This is a genomic window from Arthrobacter sp. SIMBA_036 (assembly GCF_046535135.1).
In the GTDB taxonomy this organism is placed as follows: domain Bacteria; phylum Actinomycetota; class Actinomycetes; order Actinomycetales; family Micrococcaceae; genus Arthrobacter.
In genome coordinates, this window is sequence record NZ_JAWRXG010000002.1 from 294013 (window position 1) to 312997 (window position 18985).

Genomic DNA, 18985 nt, shown 5'->3' on the forward strand with positions numbered 1-18985 from the left:
ACCGCTTTGTCGACGCACTCCACAGATGCCCCGAGCCATGAAACCACAGAACTCCCCCTGCGAGCGCGGCGCATCCTGCATCCGCTGAGAATTTGGGCCTTCCTTCTCACTGGTTTGGTGCTCCTAGGGGCGGCTTTTTGGGCGGGAACACTCGTCAAAGCTCCCAATGACGTGGCCCTGGACAACGCCCAAAAGTCCGTCCCCGTCACTTTCCCGCTGTCGATGAAAGTCGTCGACAGGCAGCTGGCACTCAAGGGAACTGTTGTTCGCGGACAGACCACAGCTATCAGCCCACCGGTTACGCCCGGCGCTGCCAGGCAGGTGGTCACCAAGCCCGGTCCGGCGCCTGGAACGGAGGTCGCACCGGGGTCCTTCCTCGGCTCCGTTGGGGGACGACCTGTTTTCCTCCTCCCGGACGATGTCCCCGTCTACCGGGATCTCGACGTCGGTGATTCCGGGGATGACGTGGTCCAACTCCAAAAAGCTTTGCAGGGTATGGGCTTTAGCGCCGTCACGGTGACGGGGAAGTTTGACGCCGCTTCCCGCGACGCCGTCAAACGGATCTACAGCGGGGACGGCCTCACCGCTCCTGACAAGCCAATATTTCGCGCGCAGGAGTTTGCCCAGATCCCCGGAAATCGGGGCGTTGTGGCCAGTTCAGCCGGTCTTGCAACCTTGGTCACCGGCACAGTTCCGCTGTTAGTTATACAAACGACGCCGGATGTGGTGACAGCACGTGCCACCGTGGTTGACGCCGATAGCCTCACGGCAGGGGGCACAGTCCGGCTGTCAGTGGGCGATCAGTCGATAGAGAGCACCGTGTTGTCTGTCGGAGCTTTCACGGACAAGGCCGGAGCGTCAGGGGAAGGACCCGGAAAGGACGTCACTATCTCCGTTCCACCCGAGGGATCGGCCTGGCTGGTACCCGACAAATTGGTCAACGTGCAGGGCACCACAGACCCCCAGCCGAGGCTTGCAGTTCCGTTGATTGCGATCCAACACGATGGCGCGGGATCCTTCATCGACGTCGAACAGCCGGCATCGAGCACCGGCACCCGCTCTACATCAAGCCCCAGCACCCCCTCGCAGGCGCCAAGCTTCCAGCGGGTAGACGTCACAGTCACCACGCAGTCCTCCGGCTGGGCTGCTGTTGAATCGAGTATCCCGCTGTCGGTTGGGCAGCAGGTCCGCGTACCGTGACAGCGGTGGAGGCCGCCGTCGTCATGAGGGCCGAACGCTTGCAGCGCGTCTTCGGTGGCGCGGTTCCCACCGTGGCCCTGAAGGAGGCCAGCTTCACGGTGCGTGCCGGGGAGTTCATCGCCATTGTGGGACCCTCCGGTTCAGGTAAAAGCACTCTTCTCAACGTCTTGGGACTCTTGGACAAAGCCACGAGCGGCACTTTCGAGATAGCGGGCCGGTCAGTCGGGAGCTTGACCGAACGTGAAAGGAACGAGTTACGGTCAGGGACCATCGGCTTCGTTTTCCAGAACTCCTACGTGCTGCCGCATGAGCCTGCCGGGATGAACGCCGCCCTCGGACTACGGATCCAAGGCGTTCCTTTGGAGCAGCGATCTGCCACGGTGGATTCCGTGTTGAGGCAGTTTGGCCTTTCCGGCCGGGCGCATGTCCAAGCGAGCCTTCTCTCTGGTGGTGAACGTCAGAGGCTGGCTATTGCCCGGGCCATGGCACCCGGGCCCCGGATTTTGCTCGCCGACGAGCCCACCGGCAACCTGGATTCAATAAACACGTCGCTCGTCATCAATGACCTCCGCCAGATGGCCGCCCGCGGGGTCGCCGTCGTTGTCATCACCCATGACGACAAGGTCGCTGCTGCCGCCGACCGTCGTCTTACGCTGGCGGACGGGATACTCCGCGAAGAAGCCTCGCCGACGCCGGCAGCCGACTTACCGCCGCAAACCGACCCAGGCGTAAGGCCGGGTAAGCACGGGTCGGGCTTTTTGCGGACAGTTGAATCGATGGCTGATGGCCTCAATTCACTCTCTTCCCGACCGCTGCGGACTGCGTTGCTGTTGATGGCTTTTCTTCTGGGCGTGGGTGGGCTGGTGGCGGCGACCGGCCTCACCCAAACCACATCCAGCCAGGTAGCAGAACGCCTCGATCTCGCGGCGCTGGATGAGTTGAGGTTCACGGACAACCGGCTTCCGACCGGCAGAGTGCCTACCGATGCCGAGCAGGAAGCGACGTACAAGGCCGTGGGTGCACTGGCCGGCGTCGAGCGTGTTGGGCTGACCTCCATCATTGCGCCGGCCGATGCCCCCATAACCCGCGCATTTCCTTCCACGGCGTACTTCAACGGGCCCATCGAGCTTGCGGACGCGAACCGGCTGGCGATTCTCGACGGCGACATGACCCCTCACACGGCACTGAACAGTTTGGCGGCGTTCCCGGAGATGCCAGCCGCTGTGATCGGGGCGAAGGCAGCCGCAACGATTGGCATCCAGCGGGCTGCTCCGGGCGTGGTTATCTGGGTAGCAGGGAACCCTGTACCCGTCGTCGCCGTCGTCGAGAACAGCCCGCGGGACGCCTCCGCAGAGGACAAGATCTTCCTGAACTCACCGGCCGCGTCTGGTATCAAGAACCTGCAGCCCACCTATGTGGCAAGGACGAAGCCTGGCTTTCCAGCGCCCCTGAGTGAAGCCATTCCGCTTGCCCTGAGTCCGGACAACCCCGGTGCCGTCAACGTTCAGACTGTCGCGGACCTGAGGAACCTCAAGACAGGCATCGGGACTGAGCTCGGGGTGATGGTTGGCCTCGTGTCAGGTGTTCTCCTCATCCTGGCCTCGCTGACGGCGGCCACCGCCATGTACCTGTCAGTTCAGGCGAGATCCGGTGAGGTAGCGCTGAGACGAGCGCTCGGCGCCAGCAGATGGTCCATTGCACGAATGTTTCTTTTCGAAGGAATCATCATCGGCTCGGCAGGCGGCCTTGCGGGCAGCGTCCTTGGCACCAGCGCGGTGGTAGCCATAGCGGCCGCCAACGGATGGACCCCTGTGATCACCCCCACCATGCCCGCCCTCGGAATTGCGGTGGGTGTGCTGACTGGCGCGATCTCCGCCGTGTACCCGGCAATCGTAGCGGCCCGTGCTGACCCTGCGATGATTCTCAGAACCTAGCCCGGGTGCCCGGTTACCGCCCGCAAGGCCCGTCCCGGTAGTTTGGAGTGAGGACCGCTGACCCTCGGTAGGCACCACGCCGCGCCTCACGAAAGCAGGATCACATGACCGTCTCTCCCCTGGCTTGGGGCGTCACCATCGTCATCATCGTGGCGCTGCTCGCGTTCGACTACTTCTTCCACGTCCGCAAGGCTCACGTCCCCACGTTGAAGGAAGCGGCCCTCTGGTCCTCCATCTACGTGGGCATCGCAGTGCTGTTCGGCGTCGGGGTCCTGGTTTTCGGCGGGGCGCAGATGGGCTCGGAGTATTTCGCCGGGTACATCACCGAGAAGGCCCTCTCGGTGGACAACCTGTTCGTCTTCCTCATCATCATGTCCAGCTTCCGGGTCCCTCGCGAAGACCAGCAGAAAGTCCTGCTGTTCGGCATCGTCTTCTCGCTGCTCGCCCGGACCGGTTTCATCTTCCTCGGCGCCGCGCTGATCAACTCGTTCGCCTGGGTGTTCTACCTCTTCGGACTGATCCTGCTGATCACCGCCGGCAACCTCCTCAAGCCCGATGATCACGGGGACAACCAGGCGGATAACTTCATCATCCGCGTGGCGAGGAAGTTCTTCCACACCGCAGATAAGTACGACGGCGACAAACTCTTCACCACGCTCAACGGCAAGCGTGCGCTCACACCCATGCTGCTGGTGATGGTGGCAATCGGCGGCACGGACATCCTGTTCGCGCTCGACTCCATCCCCGCGATCTTCGGCCTCACGCAGAACGTGTTCGTCGTGTTCACTGCCACGGCCTTCTCCCTGATGGGCCTGCGCCAGCTCTTTTTCCTGATCGACGGCTTGCTGGACCGGCTCATCTACCTCTCCTACGGCCTGGCTGCCATCCTCGCGTTCATCGGCGTCAAGCTCGTGCTGCACGCCCTGCACGAGAACAACTTGCCGTTCATCAACGACGGCGAGCCGGTCCACGTCGTCGAGATCACCACCGGCCTCTCGCTGGGAGTGATCATTGGCGCGCTGGTGATCACGGTGATCCTCTCGTTGCTCAGCCCCGCGGGGAAGGCCCAGACCGCCATCAACAACGCGCGTCGCCACGCCGTCGATTACCTCGACCTCGACTACACCGCCGATGCCAACGAGCGCGAGCGCATCTACCGCGCGCTGACAGCGGAGGAAGCGCAGATCGTGCAGATGCCGCTCAAATACCGGAACAAGGCCAAGGACGTGGAAAAGATCCGCGAGCAGGTGGCCGAGGCACACCGGCAGCATGAGGCGTTCCTGAACCGCTAACCTTCAGCGCCCCAAGCGGGTGGCATCCGTGACGCACGAGGTGACCGCCGCCGTCGTGCCCCTTATTCGGTGACCGCTTCGGCGGCTGCTTTGAGGTCGGCGGCGAACTGTTCAAAGCTGGCGTCGAAGGATGGGATCTTGTTGGCGAACAGCGGGAAGACGGGGCGCCGATGCGCTCAGTCATGTCGAACAGGGTCTGCCCGCCATTGGTTTCGGTGAGGGTGTAGACGCGGGCGCCGAGTGCATCGCCCCACACGAGCCGGCGCGGAGGCTCGAACTCCTTGATCTTGAGCTTGAGTAGGCGCCATACGGTCGTGGGGGCAGCCTCGATGGTGGTGGCCACCTGGGTGCTGCGGCTGAACGTCTTGCTGACAGTGGTGGCGGTTCCCTCGGGACTGGTTGTCATCGAAATTCTGCTTTCTCGGAAGGTCACGGCGCTCCACCGTCTCCTTCAGATGCTACATTTCGCTAGCCAAGAAGCACGCTGATCTGGCCTCGTATTTCGTCGCCGACCTCGGCGTCCGTGAGGGCCAGGTTGGCCGCGGACGTCATGCTGATGAACATCACGGCGGACATGATGGCGGCGAGCTTCGCGGGTTCGCGTTCCGCCAGTTTAGGGTCCCGTTTCAGGACATCGACGACGGCGGCTTCCGTCTGTTGGGTCAGGGCGATCGCTTCTGCGTGGTGCGGCTCAGCCGGATCACCGAAGACAATTTCCTTCAGGTACGTCCGGCCGTTCTCGATCTGCACCCGGTTGCATTCAATGATGGGTCGGATGATGGCCATCACGGCGTCGATCGGGGTCTTCTCCTTGGCCGCAGCTGCAATGCCGGCGTCGAGGGCTTCGGCGTATTTGGCGTTGTGTACCAAGAGAAGCAGCTCGGCCTTTGTTTTTGCGTACAGGAACAAGGTGCCGGACGCGACGTCGGCCTTTTCCGCCACCTGCTGGGTGGTGACTTCGTCCACGCCGTGCTGGGTGAAGAGTTCCCGGGCAGCGGCGGTTATCCGCTGGAGCTTTTCCTGCTTGTTCCGTTCACGTCGTCCAAGGGTCTGGGGCGCTGGCTGCATCTAGCTACCGTATCAGCGGCCCGCAACCAGCGGGTGGCACTGAGTGCCCGCTGCTTAGCGGCTCAGGAATTCAAGCGCGACGGGAACGAACCTCTCGTGGAACTGGAAGATCCCTCCATGCCCGGAATCCGGGTAGATGACCAACTCGCTGCCCGGGATCTGGTGGTGCATGGTGTTGGAAAGCATGGACGGGACCATCCGGTCGTTGTCACCGTTGGCGATCAAGGTTGGCTGCGTGATGGCGGCGAGATTTTTCGGCTGCGAGCGCCCCCAGTTCCTGATGGCCGTGAGCTGCGTCTGGAGGGCCTTGATGGTGACCGGCGCTTCCCGGTGGTCGGTACGCTCCTTGAGCCGCTCGATGAACGCCTTCGCGGCCGGTTTGCCGGTGGCATTGCGGTTGAAGAAAAGGAACTCCTTGGGATCCTGCCTGGTCAACGCGCCACGGAGGATGTCGTAATACGTGGTGGCAACCACCTTACTGATGCCCTTCCCGCCGGCAGGGCCTGTACCGGCGAGGATCAGCTTCCGGACCAGTGTTGGATGCTTCAGCACCAAGGCTTGGGCGATCATCGCCCCCATGGAGAACCCGAAGATATCCACCTTCTCGTAACCAAGTGCGTTGATGAAGGCCACGGCGTCGTCGGCCATGCTTTCAATGGATAGCGGGACGGTTCCCGTGGACGAGCCCACTCCCCTGTTGCTGAAGGTGATCACGTGGTGCTTCCCGGCGATGGGTCAATGACGCGAGGGTCCCAGTTGTCCATGTTCCCGGCCAGGTGGACCAGGAATATCACGGGCACCCCTCCCCTTGGCCCGAGCTCGCGGTAGGCGTAGGTGACGCCGCCGGAGGTGATGGTGTTGGTGGGTGCGTCCTTGTATGCAGTGTTCATAATGTTCTTCCTGAGGTTCGGTGTCAGTTGTGGGTGACGACGGTTTTGCCGCGGACGCCACCCTTTTCCAGGGCGGTGAGCAATTCTGGCGTCTCATCGAATGACGCCGCGCGGCCTACAACGGGCTTGATGTGGCCGGCGTCGATGAGCGCGGCAATCTGGCGGAGCTGGCCGCCGTCGGCGCGCATGAAGAGGAACTCGTACGTAACCGCCAGGGCGCGCGCTTTGCGGCGAATGCCGGAACTCAGCACCGACATCACGCCGCGCAGCACAGGGTTCGCGCCCAGTTCACGGGCAAATCCCACGTCCGGCGGCCCCGAAATACCGATCGCTTTCCCGTCCGGCTTCAGGACCTTCAGGGAACGTTCCAGGTTCTCGCCGCCGAGGCTGTCGAGCACAAGATCGTAGTCGCGCAGGCTCTCGCTGAAGTCCTCCGCGCGGTAATCAATCACGACGTCGGCACCCAGGTCACGCACGAAGTCCCCGTTTGCGGCGCTCGCCGTGGTGGCAACCGTGGCCCCGAGATACCTGGCCAGCTGGATCGCAATAGATCCCACTCCCCCAGCGCCGGCGTGGATGAGCACCTTGGATCCCGGACCCACGTGGCCCCGTTCCACCAATGCCTGCCAGGCCGTCAAAGCAACCAACGGAAGGGCTCCTGCTTCTTCCATGCTGATGGATGCGGGCTTGATGGCCAGGTCCCCTTCTGCCACCGCGATCCGCTCAGCGAAAGTGCCGATCCTGCCCTTGTCAGGGCGGGCGAACACCTCGTCACCGGGCTGGAACAGTGTCACCTTGGAACCGACGCTGAGCACCACACCGGCCAGGTCGTTGCCCAGGACCAACGGCATCCGGTACGGCAGGATTTGCTTGAACTCACCCACCCGGATCTTCTCGTCCAACTGGTTCAGTCCCGCAGCGTGGACCTGCACAAGCACGTCATGATCACCCACCGCGGGCTCGGGGACGTCCACCTCCCGCAACGGTTCCTTGTACTTGGTGATGGCGAACGCTCGCATCGGTTCTCCTGAATAGAAATAACTGAGTTAACTCAATTATGAGCACGCTCAGTTATTTCGTCAAGGGAGCCGCTACTCACCCGCGCGTTGTGGGGCCCGCTCTACACGCCCAAATCCCACACTTCCCTGCAGAGCAGGCCCCTCAACGCCGGGGTGCCGCGGCTCAGCCCTCTAAACCGCGGGCTTCCGCCACATCAGGGCCAGCACCAGCACCAGTACGCTCAGCCCGAGCATCACCAGCACCATGAGGCCCCAGTTGGCCTGGTTGACGCCGGGGCCATACAGGACGCCAATGAGAACCGTGGCCGTGATCGCACCGAGGTAGCGGCACGTCTGGAAAATTCCGGCCGCCACTCCCCTCTCCTCAGGCCGCGCCGAAACGTACAGGCCTTGGTTGGAAGCTGTGCTCACCATGCCGTACGGGACCCCCATCACCGCGGTCAACAAAAACACCACGGGCACCCAGAGCGAGACCGTCAAAATACCCAGGGCTCCAGAGGCAACCGCAAGCACCACCACTCCGGCGATCAATACGGGACGCACGCCGTGCTTCTCAATCTTCCGCACTGTCACTGGGGTCACTACCACCGACAACGCAGCAAGGGGAAGCATGAGCAGGCCGACCACGCCGGCGTCGTAATGGCCTGCTTCCTGAAGCAACTGCGGAAGGCCGAAGAAGGCAAAGTAGTAAACACCGCTGAACACCACGAACAGCAAGTAGACCAACAGGAGCGGTCGATTTCGCCCGAGCAAGCGCAGGTCCAGGAATGGCGGCTTGAAGCGAAGCTCACGCCAGGCGAAAAGCGCAGCGATCACAACTGCTGCGCCCAACAGGTACCAGCGATAGCCCGGCGCAACGTTGAGCAGGGCCATCATCGCAAGCATCAAAGAGGCGATGAACGCGAGGATGCCAGGCACGTCCGAGTCGCGCACCAACCGCCCGATCCTGCCGCTCTCACAGCCCGAGTCGGCGGGTGCGGTCTGGCGCACCGCAAACAGAGCGATCAGCGCCAGAGGCACGTTGATCGCGAACAGGGCCTGCCATCCCACCAGGCTCACCAAAAGGCCACCCACCACCGGCCCGATGGCCGCAGCGGACGTGGTCGCCATCTGAATCCGGCCCAGCGGACGGGTAGGCGGCAAGTTGGCCAGGCGGCTCAGTTCGGTGACCATCACGACGGCGGATGGGTATGCCGTCGCCGTCCCCACCGCCATGAGCGCGCGGGCAACGCAGACCAGTGCGAAGTTGGGCAGGAACGGCGCGATCGCACACGTCACGGCCACCAACGCCATGCCGAAAATGAACAGTCGCCGAGGGCCGAAACGGTCCGCGAACCGGCCCATGAGCGGCTGGCCCGCAGCCGAAGCGAGGTAAAACGAGGTGATCACCCAGGTCACCGTGGCGACGTCGAGCGAGAAATGCTCCCGCAGGACAACCAAAGCCACCGCGATCATGGACGAGTTGAGGGGGTTCAGTGCCGTCCCCAGGCTCAGCGCCGCGATTGCGAGGCCGGGGCGGGATTTGTTGTTCGTCACGTTCTCAGTCTGGTACATGGTTGCCTTGGGTTACGAAACGGGGGGCTAGCAAGGTTTTGCTGGATCATCGCTCGAGGCATTGCACCGCCGCCGCGTCATCCCGCGGACGCTGGGCATGCGTGAATCGATGATCCAGCAAAAACGCACAGCGGATATCCAATATGTCGGATACGTGATTATGGGCCCGAAAAAGGAGGCCCTACTCCTCGAAGTGGGTGCTGACTTTGCCCGAGGAGACTGCCGCGATGATCGAATGGGCCAGGTGGCGCAGTTTGATGTTGCGGTTGCTGGATGCCGTCCGCAAGATGGTGAAGGCCTCGTCCTGGCTGCAGTGGTTTTGGGCCATGATCGCGCCGATAGCCAAGTCAATTACCGTGCGGGACTGCATTGCCGCCGCCAGGTCATTGCGCGCGTCGCTGAGCTGCGCGATTTTCAGGGCAAGCCGGAGCGATTTGGCGGCATGGGAGGCAAAGACTTCGGCGCGTTCCACGTCGCTCTGGTCAAAAGCATTGGGTCGCTCGGAGTAGAGATTAAGCGCGGCGCGGGTCTCTTCCTCCACAAGGAGAGGCACGCTGAGGATCGAGCGTAGCCCTTGCTCTGCGGCTGCCTGGACGTAGTCGGGCCAGCGAAGTTCATTCTGGAGATCAGGAACCAGGACGGCGGACAGCTTGTCCATAGCCGTGAGGCAGGGGCCTTCGAAGGTGCTTTGCAGCTCGTCCATCACGCGGGCGCGCTCGTCACTGCTGGCCGCGGTGGCCGATTTCTTGCGGCGCAACACTGTGATGCCGCAGAAGACCGGAGCCGAAGGTTCGGACAGGCTCTCTGCGGAGAAAGCGGCGAGGTCGCTGAGGAAAGCCTCGACATCTTCACTGCCCAAGACGAGGTCCAGGAAGTATCCGTTCTGGATTGCTTCCTGCTCGGGACGGGGGTTAACCATTTGACACGTTCCTACTGACTGAAATGCGTCCCCAGCAGACACCAAAGGAGCGAATATTGCCGCCCTCTGCAAAACGGTCTGGCAATACCTTATCGCCCAACGATCAACGGTACAAAGTTCAGCCCACTGCTTGACGCGCACGGAGTTGAACTCCCGGGTCACCGCCTGGTGCTGCGGGGTGTCACATCCGGCAACAACTAAGTAGGCTTATGAATGTGAAGCGGATCCGACCGCCGGACCGTTTGGCGAAAGGAGTCACCTGATGGGCTTAGAAGACAGCATCCGGAACGCTGCAGAAAATGCGATGGAAGATCTGGCCGGAACGTCCAAACCCGTGAACGACGCCGAGGTGCCCGATCCCGGCGAGAAAGACGACGACATCCAGGTCCACTCCTCCATTAGCGAGGGTTCCAACGCCATGGACGAGGACCTCTCACCCAAGGACACTCCCCACACGGAGCACCACAAACCCCAAGGCCAAGCAGAAGCCAACGACGGCGGAACCCACCAGGATGAGTCGACCGACGACGACGTCCCGGTCGCCTCGGGCGACGTAGCCTCGGGCGACGTGGCCGGTCCGGCTGGCCTGCCAAGTGGTGATCCCGACAATCTGCGGGCCGATCCCTCGGAAGGCGGCGGAGACCCGTCCACGAGCATGGGCCGAGGCTAAGCACCAAGGCGCCAAGCACAGGCTCAGCGCGCTCACGAGGAATCAGGCCAACATCCCCGCAATCTTGCCTTCCAGCGCCGCCACAGTGGCCTCCGGCAGGACGATAAGGCCGTCAATCTCCTTGCGGGCGCGCTTATAGGCAGTTTGCCGCTCGGCCGGTGTTGCCGCTGAATCCTCGGCAATGCGCAGGAGTTTCCGGGCCGTGGCCAGACGTTGCCGCTCTGGCCCGGTGAACTTCCCGTCCTTGATGCGCCTGGCCTCGCGCTCGGCAACATCGAAGGCCACTTCAAATCCGTGGACTGCGGCCCGGTACTCGGCCAGCCTTGCCGGCGTCGTGATTTCTTCCGCGGCGGCCGGCCGCAACCCGTCTGCCTCTTTTTTGGCGCGAAGGAAGGCGACGGTGGGGGGTTCCCGGACGTCCGTCATCAGCGGGAAGTCGATGAGGTTTCCGACGTCGAGCTCGTAATCCAGCCACTTGCGGTTCACGGCATCGTGCGCCGCCATCAGGGCAACGACCTCGGCTTGGTTGGCTTCCTCATGCACAGCGAGCTGGTTTTTGAGCTTGTACAACTCCACTTTGCGGCGGTGCCGCTCTTCGGTAGCCCGTGACCATGACCGCGCCCACCCGCCGGCCATGCCGCCGATAGGAAAGACCAGCCACCAAAAACGCCCAAGGAAGTCGAAGAAGTCATGCACAAGTTCATCCTCCCACCGGCGCGGACAGGTGCTCAACAGGGCTGACCGGAGTGGTATTGGGTCATTAGCATGTCCCCTATGGACCAGCACAAGGCAATGACCCCCGATTCCTTCAATCAGGATGTCCGCACGCAAATGGACACCTTCTTGGACGACCACCGCCAGATGCTCAACGCGTCCCTGGATGGGCTGACGGAAGAGGAGGCTCGGCGATCCCTGGTTCCGTCGCGCACCACGTTGCTCGGCTTGGTGAAGCATGCCATTTTCGTCGAAAAGGTCTGGTTCGACGAAGCCATCAACTGCAGGACCCGTGCCGAGATCGGCATCCCCGCAACCCCTGACGAATCGTTCATCCTTGACGACGGCGACACCATTGCCGGCATCCGGCAAGCGCACCGCGAGGCGTGCGAGGCGTCCCGCCTGGCCGCGGCACCGCTGGGATTGGACGACTTAGTGATGGGCAATCGCCGCGGACCGCTACCCCTACGCTGGGTGTACCTGCACATGCTCCGCGAGTTGGCCCAGCATTGCGGCCATGCGGATATTTTGCGGGAACAAATTCTGTCCACGCGTGCCTAAACCCTGAGGCAACGCAGAGAAACCCAGGCGCCCACCCAGACCAAAATCCGTTGACACGTGACCAAATAGTCACCTATCCTGAAGCCATGGACACCGTGTTCAAGGCCTTGGCCGACCCAACCCGTCGAGAACTGCTCGATGAGCTGTTCCGCGAAGACGGACAATCCGCCTCGGCCCTCGGAGCCCGGTTCGAGATGACCCGCTTCGGAATCGCCAAGCACCTCAAGCTGCTCGAAGACGCCGGACTGGTGGTCACGCGCCGTCGGGGGCGTGAAAAGCTGCATTTCCTGAACCCGGTCCCCATCCGCCTCATCCACGATCGCTGGGTGAGCAAATATGCAGAACCATGGGCCGCTGCCCTCAGCGACCTCAAATCCAGATTGGAAAGTCCCATGGAAAGAATTTTCGAGATCTACATCAAGACCACCCCTGAGTTGCTGTGGGAGGCCATCACTACCAGTGAAATCCGCAGCAAGTACCAGTTCGGGAACACCCTCACCGCCGACTGGACCCCGGGCGGCCACTTCGAGATGCACAACGGCAAAGCCGACGCGCCCCTCGGCGAGGGCGAGAACGTCGAAGTGGACCCGCCGCGGAGGCTCGTCCAGACCATGCGAGCGCTGTGGGGCGAGGACGTGAAGGCCGAGGGAACCTCCCGGATCACCTGGGAGATCGAGCCGGTGGGAGATTCGTGCCATCTCACCGTCACGCACGATCAACTCCGCGAGGGCGCCAACGAGCAGCTCTACGGCGGTTGGCCTATGATCCTCTCCGGCTTGAAAACCTGGCTCGAGACAGGCGAAACGCTCACGACGCCGGGTTCCCTTATGTACGCGTAGCGGGTAGCCACGCGGCCTGCAGGGTTCCCAAAAGGTGCGGAGCGAAGTCCTCGCCGATGGCCAGCACCACACGGCATCGGGCGCCGCGCTGGGCAGGGAACCCTGCATACTGTCCGCGAAGGTCACATACCGTTTGGCCACGGCCCGGCCCATCCGTGGTGTCCACTTGAACACGAACGGTGGGCGCGAGTGCCAGGTCGACACCCTCGACGGCGATGGCTGCGGCGAGCGGATCATGCATCGCCGAGCAAGCCCTCCCGAAGATGTCCACATAGAAGCCGAAGTAGTAACCCAGCATTTCACCCAGTGCCCGCGGGACGGGGTGGTCGGCAGCGAGGAGCTCCTGCCTGTGATGCTCCTCCAGGACGTTGGTCATGGTGACGTCCAAGGGCACCATGGTGACGGTCCAGTCCGCCGCGAAAACTTCTGCCGCCGCTTCCGGGTCGTTGGCGATGTTGGCCTCAGCGACTGGAGTGATGTTGCCCGGTGCCAATGCGGCGCCGCCCATGATGGTGATCCCAGCAACGAGTTGGGGCAGCTTGGGTTCCAGACGCAGGGCCTGGGCGATGTTGGTCAGCGGGCCGATGGCCACCACCTGCAACTCCCCCGGGTACTGGTGAGCGAGTTGGACCAACAGCTCGGCCGCGGATGCCTCGATGGGTTCCCGGTCCGAGGCGGGAAGATCCACCCCGCCGATGCCATTCTCGCCATGGACGTGCGGTGCACCGCCGTGGAATGTGCCCACCTGGGGATCGTGGGCGCCGATTGCCACCGGAACGTCGGGGTGGCCGGCGAGGCTCAGCAAATCCAAGGTATTCCGGGCACCGCCAGCGGCTGAGACGTTGCCGCTGACGGTGCCGATGCCGACCAGGTCTGCTCGTGGTGAAGCCAAGAGATAGGCCAGGGCCAAGGCGTCGTCGATGCCGGTGTCGCAGTCGAGGTAGAAGGGAGCGGGCTGGGTCATGGGTCTCTCGTTTCAGGTGGAGCGGATGTGGTGAGGCAGGTACGGAAGCCGTGCGTCGGCGTCGAACGTTAGATCCTTTCGCCCTTTGGTGCTGCGATGAACAAGCTGACGACGAAAGCCAGGGCGGTGATGGCCACGGAGATCCAGAGTGCCGTCGAGTACCCGGCCGAGGTACCCAAGCCTGCGAACGGTGCCACCACTACGACGCCGAGGCTCGCCCCGATACCGAACGATGCGCCGTTGATGCTCGGCAAAGCGGCGGGCGCTTCCTTTGGCGACAGCAAAACGGACAGACCGTTGATGGCTGTGAGGAAGAGGCCGTTATAAAAGACTCCCAGCGCCGCGATGGCGATGAGGACGGCCACTTCGTTGTGGGCAAAGACCGCTGCAACGATGGCGCAGGCAAGGCTGGTTGCCGTGCCCACGCGAACAGTCTTGATCCAACCGCGACGGTCGGCAATCCACCCCGCGAGGGGTGCGGCAAAGACGCCAATCAGCGCTGCCGGGGTGAGGAACAGAAGCGCGGCAACGGACGCGGAGAGGCCGAAGCCGTTTGCCTTATCTTGGCTGAGCAGCACCACGGTGAAGTTGATGATGGCGAAAATTCCGGCGAGAGTCAGCACGGTGGTGGCGATGACCGGCCACACTTGGCGCGAGCGCAGGTGATGGACTGCAACGAGCGGTGTTGAGCGCTTCTTTTCGATCAGCCAGAAGCCGGCGAAGGATACGACACCTCCTGCGAGCAGGCCAAGGGCCGCCGGGGAGGTCCACCCGGCCGAAGATCCTGTGGATACGAAGTAGGTGATGAAAACCAGGAACACCGACAGGGACCCTGCGCCCCACCAGTCCATCCGGCCGGGTGCCACGGCGGACTTACCGCCGGGGACGACTTTGATGACGCAGACGACGGCGATCGCGGCCAGGGCAAGGATCGCGACAAAGATGGACTGGAAGCCGAGGGTTTCAGCCATGAGGCCGCCGAAGTAGCCATCCACGCCGCCGATGCCGCCGTTGATCGCTGCGATGATTCCGATGGATGTCCCGAAGAGGCGGGCCAGCAGGTACTCGTTAAGGATGATGTAGGAGAGGGCGAAGATGGCGCTGGAGACGCCCTGCATGAAGCGGCCTGCGACAAGGAGCGGAAGGCTTGGTGCGAAGATGCAGAGCACGGTTCCGGCGGCCATGATGCCCAGCACCAACAGGAGTGCGGTGCGGCGGCCGATGAAGTCGCTCCACCTTCCAATGACTGGCCCCGCAATGGCGCCGGCGAGGAAGAACATGGACTGCACCTGCGCCACGGCCTCGGGCGTTTCCCCGAAGAAGGAACCGATACGGGGCAACGCCGGGGTGATCATGCTCGCGTTGAGTTGGAATGCCAGGACGGCGAGCACCAAGGTGCTGATGAGCAAGGCAGCACGTCGACCCTCGACCTTGACCGGGCCCGGGTTCCCGCCGCCCAGGTATTGATCGCCAGTGGGCGGCGCTGTGGCGGTGTTGGGGATGTTCACATCAAACTCCTTTGTCCGAGGGCGCGGTGGGCGCCACAAGATGTGAGTTGTTATACAAGCATGTATTACGTGCTTGTGCAACCTGTCACATGCATCCGGTACAGTGTCGGTAACCCAAATACTTGTGAGGCACCCTTGACCGACAACGCCGTCCGCTTCTTGTCCCGGCCCATCGCCACCACCCCCGGTCAGCCCCTGCGCGTCGCGGCTTACTCCCGCATCGCCGAGGCCATCCGGACAAAGGTCCTGCCACCGGGCTCGCTGCTCCCTACGGAGACCGAACTGGGCACCATGATGGACGTCAGCCGCACCGTGATCCGGGAAGCCCTGATGTTGCTTGAGGAAGACGGCCTTACCCGGGCACGGCGGGGAGTGGGCCGGTTCGTGGCCGATTCCTTGCCCCGCATCGGGATAGAGCACATCCGCCCCTTCGATCAACTGCTCGGCGGCCCGGACCAGGACATCCAGGTCAAACGTGTCGCTGCCATCAAGCAGCCAGCCTCGGAATTCGTGGCGCCCGGCATCGGAGTTGAGCCCGGCGTCGACGTCTGGTTCTGGGAAAGCGTCCTCATCCGCAACGGCGAACCGGTAGCCCACCTCCAGGAAAACGTGTCGCAAGCAATCCCTGAAGCGGCGCCGTTATCCGAGGCCGCCGAAGCTCCCACCCTCCCGGCTTCCACACTGCTGGAAGTGCTGAGCGGTCTCGCTGGCGTGAACCTGGGCCCCGGCGAGTGCGAGATCAGCCTGAGCACGGCCGGGCCCAGCCGTGCAAAGTTGCTGGCGCTCCGCCCCTCGGATCCTGTGCTGGTCCTCACCCAGTATGTCCGGCGAAACAACGCCCCGTTCTACCTGGCCAAATGCTTGGTCGCTGCCCGGGCGGGCCACCTCTCCGTCATACAGTCCTCCTGATCCCCTGCCGCATTCCTCCCGAAAAGGATCTTTCCATGAGCACGCACCTTGAGTCCCTTGACCCTTCTGCGCCCATTTCGCCCTGCGCGCTGACCGTCGTCGGCAGCATCAACCTTGACATCACGGCCACTGCCAGCCGCCTCCCCTCGCCGGGAGAAACTGTCGGCGGGGCCGTCCTCCGGCAACAGCCCGGCGGCAAGGGCGCCAACCAGGCCGTGGCGGCTGCGCGGCTGAGCGGCAGTTCCCGGATGGTGGGGGCGGTGGGTCAGGACGACGCCGGGCGGAGCCTCGTTGCGGCGATGGCGAGCGCCGGCGTCGACACCAGCGACGTGCGCCGGGTGGACGCAGCCACCGGAACGGCCTTGGTCCTGGTGGACAGCGACGGCGAAAACCAGATCGTCGTCTGCCCCGGCGCCAATGCTTCCGTGCGCTTGGAAGGTGTCTCTTTCAGTGACGATGAAGCCGTCCTCTGCCAACTGGAGGTTGATCAGGAGGCAGTGCTCCAAGCCGCCCGCAAGTGCAAGGGGTTCTTCGCGTTGAACGCCGCCCCGGCAGCACCACTCATTCCAGGGCTCTTGGAAAGGTGCGACCTGGTGATCGTGAACGAGACGGAATATGAGCTGATCCCGGCCCTCAAACAGGCTCCCCTGGTCGCGGTGACCTACGGTGGCGACGGCTCAGCGATCTTCGTCGACGGCGAGCGGGTTGCCGAAGCTCCAGCGGTGAAGGTCACAGACGTTGCCAACACCATCGGAGCCGGAGATGCTTTCTGCGCTGCGCTGGTCCTGGCACTCCAGTCCGGGCTGGAATACGGGCACGCCCTGGCCGTCGCCAATGCCGTGGGCGCGGACGCCGTTCGTGATGCGTCATCCCAGCCGGCCTTGAAGCCGCTGACGCACTATATCGAGGCGACTCACCCCGCAGCGGAGCTCGGCTAAAGAGACTGAGAGGCCTTCCGGCACCAGGGTGCTACGATTGCTACGGAGGCGATAACATGACAACTATCCCGCACCGTGAACTACGCAACCAGAGCAGTAAAATCCTGGAACGTGTCAAGAACGGCGAAGTTATTGACGTCACCAACAACGGCGAGATAGCGGCCACGCTTATTCCGCCGTCGGCTTCACCCTTTGAGCGTTTACTCCAAGCAGGCAGCGTCCGCCCAGCCAGCGAGGCTCCGGTGGATTTCGCGATTCTTCCCCGCATCAAGAGCGAAATGTCCACAGCCGACATCCTGGCCGATCTGCGTGGCGATCGGTGATCCTCTATATTGACACGTCTGCCTTCCTGAAGCTGGTAGTCGAAGAGCGGGAATCGTCCGCCACCGCCGCATACCTTTCCGACGTAGCTGGATCGGGCGGACACCTCGTGGCTTCCATGCTCCTCTACACGGAAATGCATTGCGCGGCCCGTCGCAGGCACATCCCGTTCGACGTCGTAAATGCGGCGCTGGCCGGAATCAATTTGGTGGACGTGACCCGCTCAGATCTTATGTATGCCGCCGCCATGCCAAGACAACTTCGGAGTGCTGATGCCATTCATCTGGCAACAGCTATCCGGCTCCAGGCCGACAGTATGCTCGCTTACGACTCGGAGTTACTCCTTGCAGCCGTGGAAACTGGGATCACGACGACGTCCCCAGGCACGTAGCCCACTGGGCTACCCCACTATCCGGAAATCGTCGAACTCTCCTGTTGGGTCAGAGACCGTGAAGTCAACGTTTTCCACGCGCCCGGGCGCCCGGTCGGAGTGGAGCCAGGCCGTGAACTCACTAACCTCGCGCGCAGGCCCTTCGGCTACCAACTCCACTGAGCCGTCGGTGCGGTTGGAAACGCTTCCCCTGAGCCTGAGTTCCCCGGCTTTTCGTGCCGTCCAATAACGGAAGCCCACGCCTTGGACCACGCCTGTAACCCGGGCCGTAAGACGAACCTGGTCTGCTGCCATGAAGCCACCTTAACGAATCCCGCCCTTGTCCGTCACGCCTCCCGTACTACGGGCGCATGCGCGAACAAGGGCGGGAGCCAGCAGCGAAATACCTAGCTGATCACGATGTCCCGGGTCTCGTGGCTGTACGTGATGGTGACGGGACCGCCGTCGTGGTGCAGTTCGTGATTGGCACCGTCCCGGGCACCGAACGCACCGTAGTTCTCGTCCCACGAGCGGTTCAGCGCGATTTTGTACGTGTAGTGCCCGGCCGGCAAGTCAGCCGTCAGCGTCCACACCTGCGCGGTGGCATCGAACGTCATCTGGGCTTCGTCATGCTGCGGTGCCCAGTCCTCCGGCGCGCCCAGGACCGTGTTGAAGTCCCCCGCCACGGCGACGGCGTCCGGCTGCGGCAAGGTCTCGACGGCGGAAGCCGGTGCGGCCTTGGCGCTCGCCTTGCGAGGAGCCTTCTTAGCGGCAGCAGCTTTGGTAGCGGCGGCCTTGGGAGCGGAGATCCTGGCCGCGGCGACCTTGGGCTCGGCGACGTCGGTTGCCGCCTCGGCAGGGGGGGTAGCGGGGGCGGCAACCTTCTTGGCCGAGGCGCGCTTGGTGGCAGCCTTCTTCGCTTGGGCATTCACCGGCGGGGCGGTCGGAACAGGGGTGTCAGCAGGAACCGGTGTTCCGGCGTCGAGCGCTGCGGCAAAAGCCGCGGGATCGGCGAAGGCGACCGTGGCACGCAGTCCGTCCTCGGGAATGGTCCAGCCGGAGCGGCCCTTGACCAGCCAGCCGGCCTTGACCAACTTGGCCGAAGCCGACGTCAGGGTCTTGTGGCCCCGCGGGATGCCACCGCTGAGCAGCTCGGCTTCGTGGTCATTGAACGGGACCCGGGCCGTCGCTTCAGCCAGTACCTCCCCGGCGTTCAGCGTCGTTCCGGCCCACACGCTTTCAGCGAGGATGTCCAAAACGGCCTTCAGACGAAGGGTGGTGTTTTCGGCGGTGTTCGCGCCCATGCTTCTCCTTC

Annotated in this window: 19 protein-coding genes and 1 pseudogene; 10 read left to right on the forward strand and 10 right to left on the reverse strand. The window is 63.2% G+C overall.

From position 1 onward, the window contains the following. The first annotated feature begins 6 nt into the window (after positions 1 to 6). The 3 genes from SB659_RS04055 (at position 7) to SB659_RS04065 (ending at position 4426) form a co-directional block, all read left to right on the forward strand. Positions 7 to 1200 carry a peptidoglycan-binding domain-containing protein gene (locus tag SB659_RS04055; RefSeq protein WP_410549573.1) on the forward strand — a complete coding sequence of 398 codons (1194 nt, stop codon included), beginning with the start codon at positions 7 to 9 and terminating at the stop codon, positions 1198 to 1200. After that, entirely contained in the window at positions 1197 to 3134 is a 1938-nt protein-coding gene (locus SB659_RS04060; RefSeq protein WP_410549574.1) for an ATP-binding cassette domain-containing protein, read from the forward strand. Before SB659_RS04055 ends, SB659_RS04060 begins: the two co-directional genes overlap by 4 nt. A gap of 104 nt (positions 3135 to 3238) precedes the next feature. Continuing rightward, the gene (locus SB659_RS04065; protein ID WP_410549575.1) at positions 3239 to 4426 is read left to right on the forward strand and encodes a TerC/Alx family metal homeostasis membrane protein; all 1188 of its coding nucleotides are present in this window, start codon (positions 3239 to 3241) and stop codon (positions 4424 to 4426) included. Between the two features lie 468 nt (positions 4427 to 4894). Here SB659_RS04065 and SB659_RS04070 read toward each other — a convergent pair whose 3' ends face one another. From SB659_RS04070 to SB659_RS04090, 5 genes and pseudogenes are all read right to left on the reverse strand, one after another. Continuing rightward, positions 4895 to 5494 (reverse strand): TetR/AcrR family transcriptional regulator, encoded by a 600-nt coding sequence (locus SB659_RS04070; RefSeq protein WP_284974258.1) that lies wholly within the window; start codon positions 5492 to 5494, stop codon positions 4895 to 4897. A gap of 54 nt (positions 5495 to 5548) precedes the next feature. Then, a pseudogene (locus SB659_RS04075) lies at positions 5549 to 6384 on the reverse strand (alpha/beta fold hydrolase). A gap of 23 nt (positions 6385 to 6407) precedes the next feature. Then, positions 6408 to 7403 carry an NADP-dependent oxidoreductase gene (locus SB659_RS04080; RefSeq protein WP_410549576.1) on the reverse strand — a complete coding sequence of 332 codons (996 nt, stop codon included), beginning with the start codon at positions 7401 to 7403 and terminating at the stop codon, positions 6408 to 6410. A 171-nt stretch (positions 7404 to 7574) separates the two neighbouring features. Continuing rightward, entirely contained in the window at positions 7575 to 8939 is a 1365-nt protein-coding gene (locus SB659_RS04085) for an MFS transporter (RefSeq protein ID WP_410549577.1), read from the reverse strand. 199 nt (positions 8940 to 9138) lie between these two features. Then, on the reverse strand, positions 9139 to 9876 hold the full coding sequence (locus tag SB659_RS04090) for a GAF and ANTAR domain-containing protein (protein ID WP_284977582.1): 738 nt from the start codon (positions 9874 to 9876) through the stop codon (positions 9139 to 9141). A 262-nt stretch (positions 9877 to 10138) separates the two neighbouring features. On the opposite strand from SB659_RS04090, the gene SB659_RS04095 reads away from it, so the two are divergent. Then, the gene (locus tag SB659_RS04095) at positions 10139 to 10546 is read left to right on the forward strand and encodes a hypothetical protein (RefSeq protein WP_410549578.1); all 408 of its coding nucleotides are present in this window, start codon (positions 10139 to 10141) and stop codon (positions 10544 to 10546) included. 42 nt (positions 10547 to 10588) lie between these two features. Here SB659_RS04095 and SB659_RS04100 read toward each other — a convergent pair whose 3' ends face one another. Further along, entirely contained in the window at positions 10589 to 11242 is a 654-nt protein-coding gene (locus tag SB659_RS04100; RefSeq protein WP_410549579.1) for a hypothetical protein, read from the reverse strand. Between the two features lie 78 nt (positions 11243 to 11320). On the opposite strand from SB659_RS04100, the gene SB659_RS04105 reads away from it, so the two are divergent. Together SB659_RS04105 and SB659_RS04110 are read left to right on the forward strand one after the other, a co-directional pair. Next, on the forward strand, positions 11321 to 11821 hold the full coding sequence (locus SB659_RS04105) for a DinB family protein (RefSeq protein ID WP_410549580.1): 501 nt from the start codon (positions 11321 to 11323) through the stop codon (positions 11819 to 11821). 86 nt (positions 11822 to 11907) lie between these two features. Further along, positions 11908 to 12660 (forward strand): ArsR/SmtB family transcription factor, encoded by a 753-nt coding sequence (locus tag SB659_RS04110; protein WP_410549581.1) that lies wholly within the window; start codon positions 11908 to 11910, stop codon positions 12658 to 12660. On the opposite strand, the gene SB659_RS04115 is transcribed toward SB659_RS04110, so the two are convergent. Together SB659_RS04115 and SB659_RS04120 are read right to left on the reverse strand one after the other, a co-directional pair. Further along, a complete protein-coding gene (locus tag SB659_RS04115) occupies positions 12647 to 13624 on the reverse strand; it encodes a nucleoside hydrolase (protein ID WP_284974249.1) in 978 nt (325 codons plus the stop codon). The two genes, SB659_RS04110 and SB659_RS04115, sit on opposite strands and share 14 nt — an antisense overlap. Before the next feature lie 68 nt (positions 13625 to 13692). Then, positions 13693 to 15132, reverse strand: a complete 1440-nt coding sequence (locus tag SB659_RS04120) for an MFS transporter (protein WP_410549582.1) — start codon at positions 15130 to 15132, stop codon at positions 13693 to 13695. Positions 15133 to 15267: 135 nt separating this feature from the next. Between SB659_RS04120 and SB659_RS04125 the strand changes: the two genes are divergently transcribed. Genes SB659_RS04125 through SB659_RS04140 form a run of 4 tightly spaced genes read left to right on the forward strand, consistent with a single transcriptional unit; the run spans position 15268 to position 17691 of the window. Beyond that, positions 15268 to 16041, forward strand: a complete 774-nt coding sequence (locus SB659_RS04125) for a GntR family transcriptional regulator (RefSeq protein WP_410549583.1) — start codon at positions 15268 to 15270, stop codon at positions 16039 to 16041. Positions 16042 to 16076: 35 nt separating this feature from the next. After that, a complete protein-coding gene (locus SB659_RS04130) occupies positions 16077 to 16979 on the forward strand; it encodes a ribokinase (RefSeq protein ID WP_410549584.1) in 903 nt (300 codons plus the stop codon). 56 nt (positions 16980 to 17035) lie between these two features. After that, positions 17036 to 17302 carry a type II toxin-antitoxin system Phd/YefM family antitoxin gene (locus SB659_RS04135; RefSeq protein WP_410549585.1) on the forward strand — a complete coding sequence of 89 codons (267 nt, stop codon included), beginning with the start codon at positions 17036 to 17038 and terminating at the stop codon, positions 17300 to 17302. Beyond that, entirely contained in the window at positions 17299 to 17691 is a 393-nt protein-coding gene (locus tag SB659_RS04140; protein WP_410549586.1) for a type II toxin-antitoxin system VapC family toxin, read from the forward strand. The genes SB659_RS04135 and SB659_RS04140 overlap by 4 nt, the downstream gene beginning before the upstream one ends. Positions 17692 to 17700: 9 nt before the next feature. Here SB659_RS04140 and SB659_RS04145 read toward each other — a convergent pair whose 3' ends face one another. Together SB659_RS04145 and SB659_RS04150 are read right to left on the reverse strand one after the other, a co-directional pair. Next, a complete protein-coding gene (locus SB659_RS04145) occupies positions 17701 to 17985 on the reverse strand; it encodes an acylphosphatase (protein ID WP_410549587.1) in 285 nt (94 codons plus the stop codon). 92 nt (positions 17986 to 18077) lie between these two features. Further along, entirely contained in the window at positions 18078 to 18974 is an 897-nt protein-coding gene (locus SB659_RS04150; RefSeq protein ID WP_410549588.1) for a glycosidase, read from the reverse strand. Between the last annotated feature and the right edge of the window lie 11 nt (positions 18975 to 18985).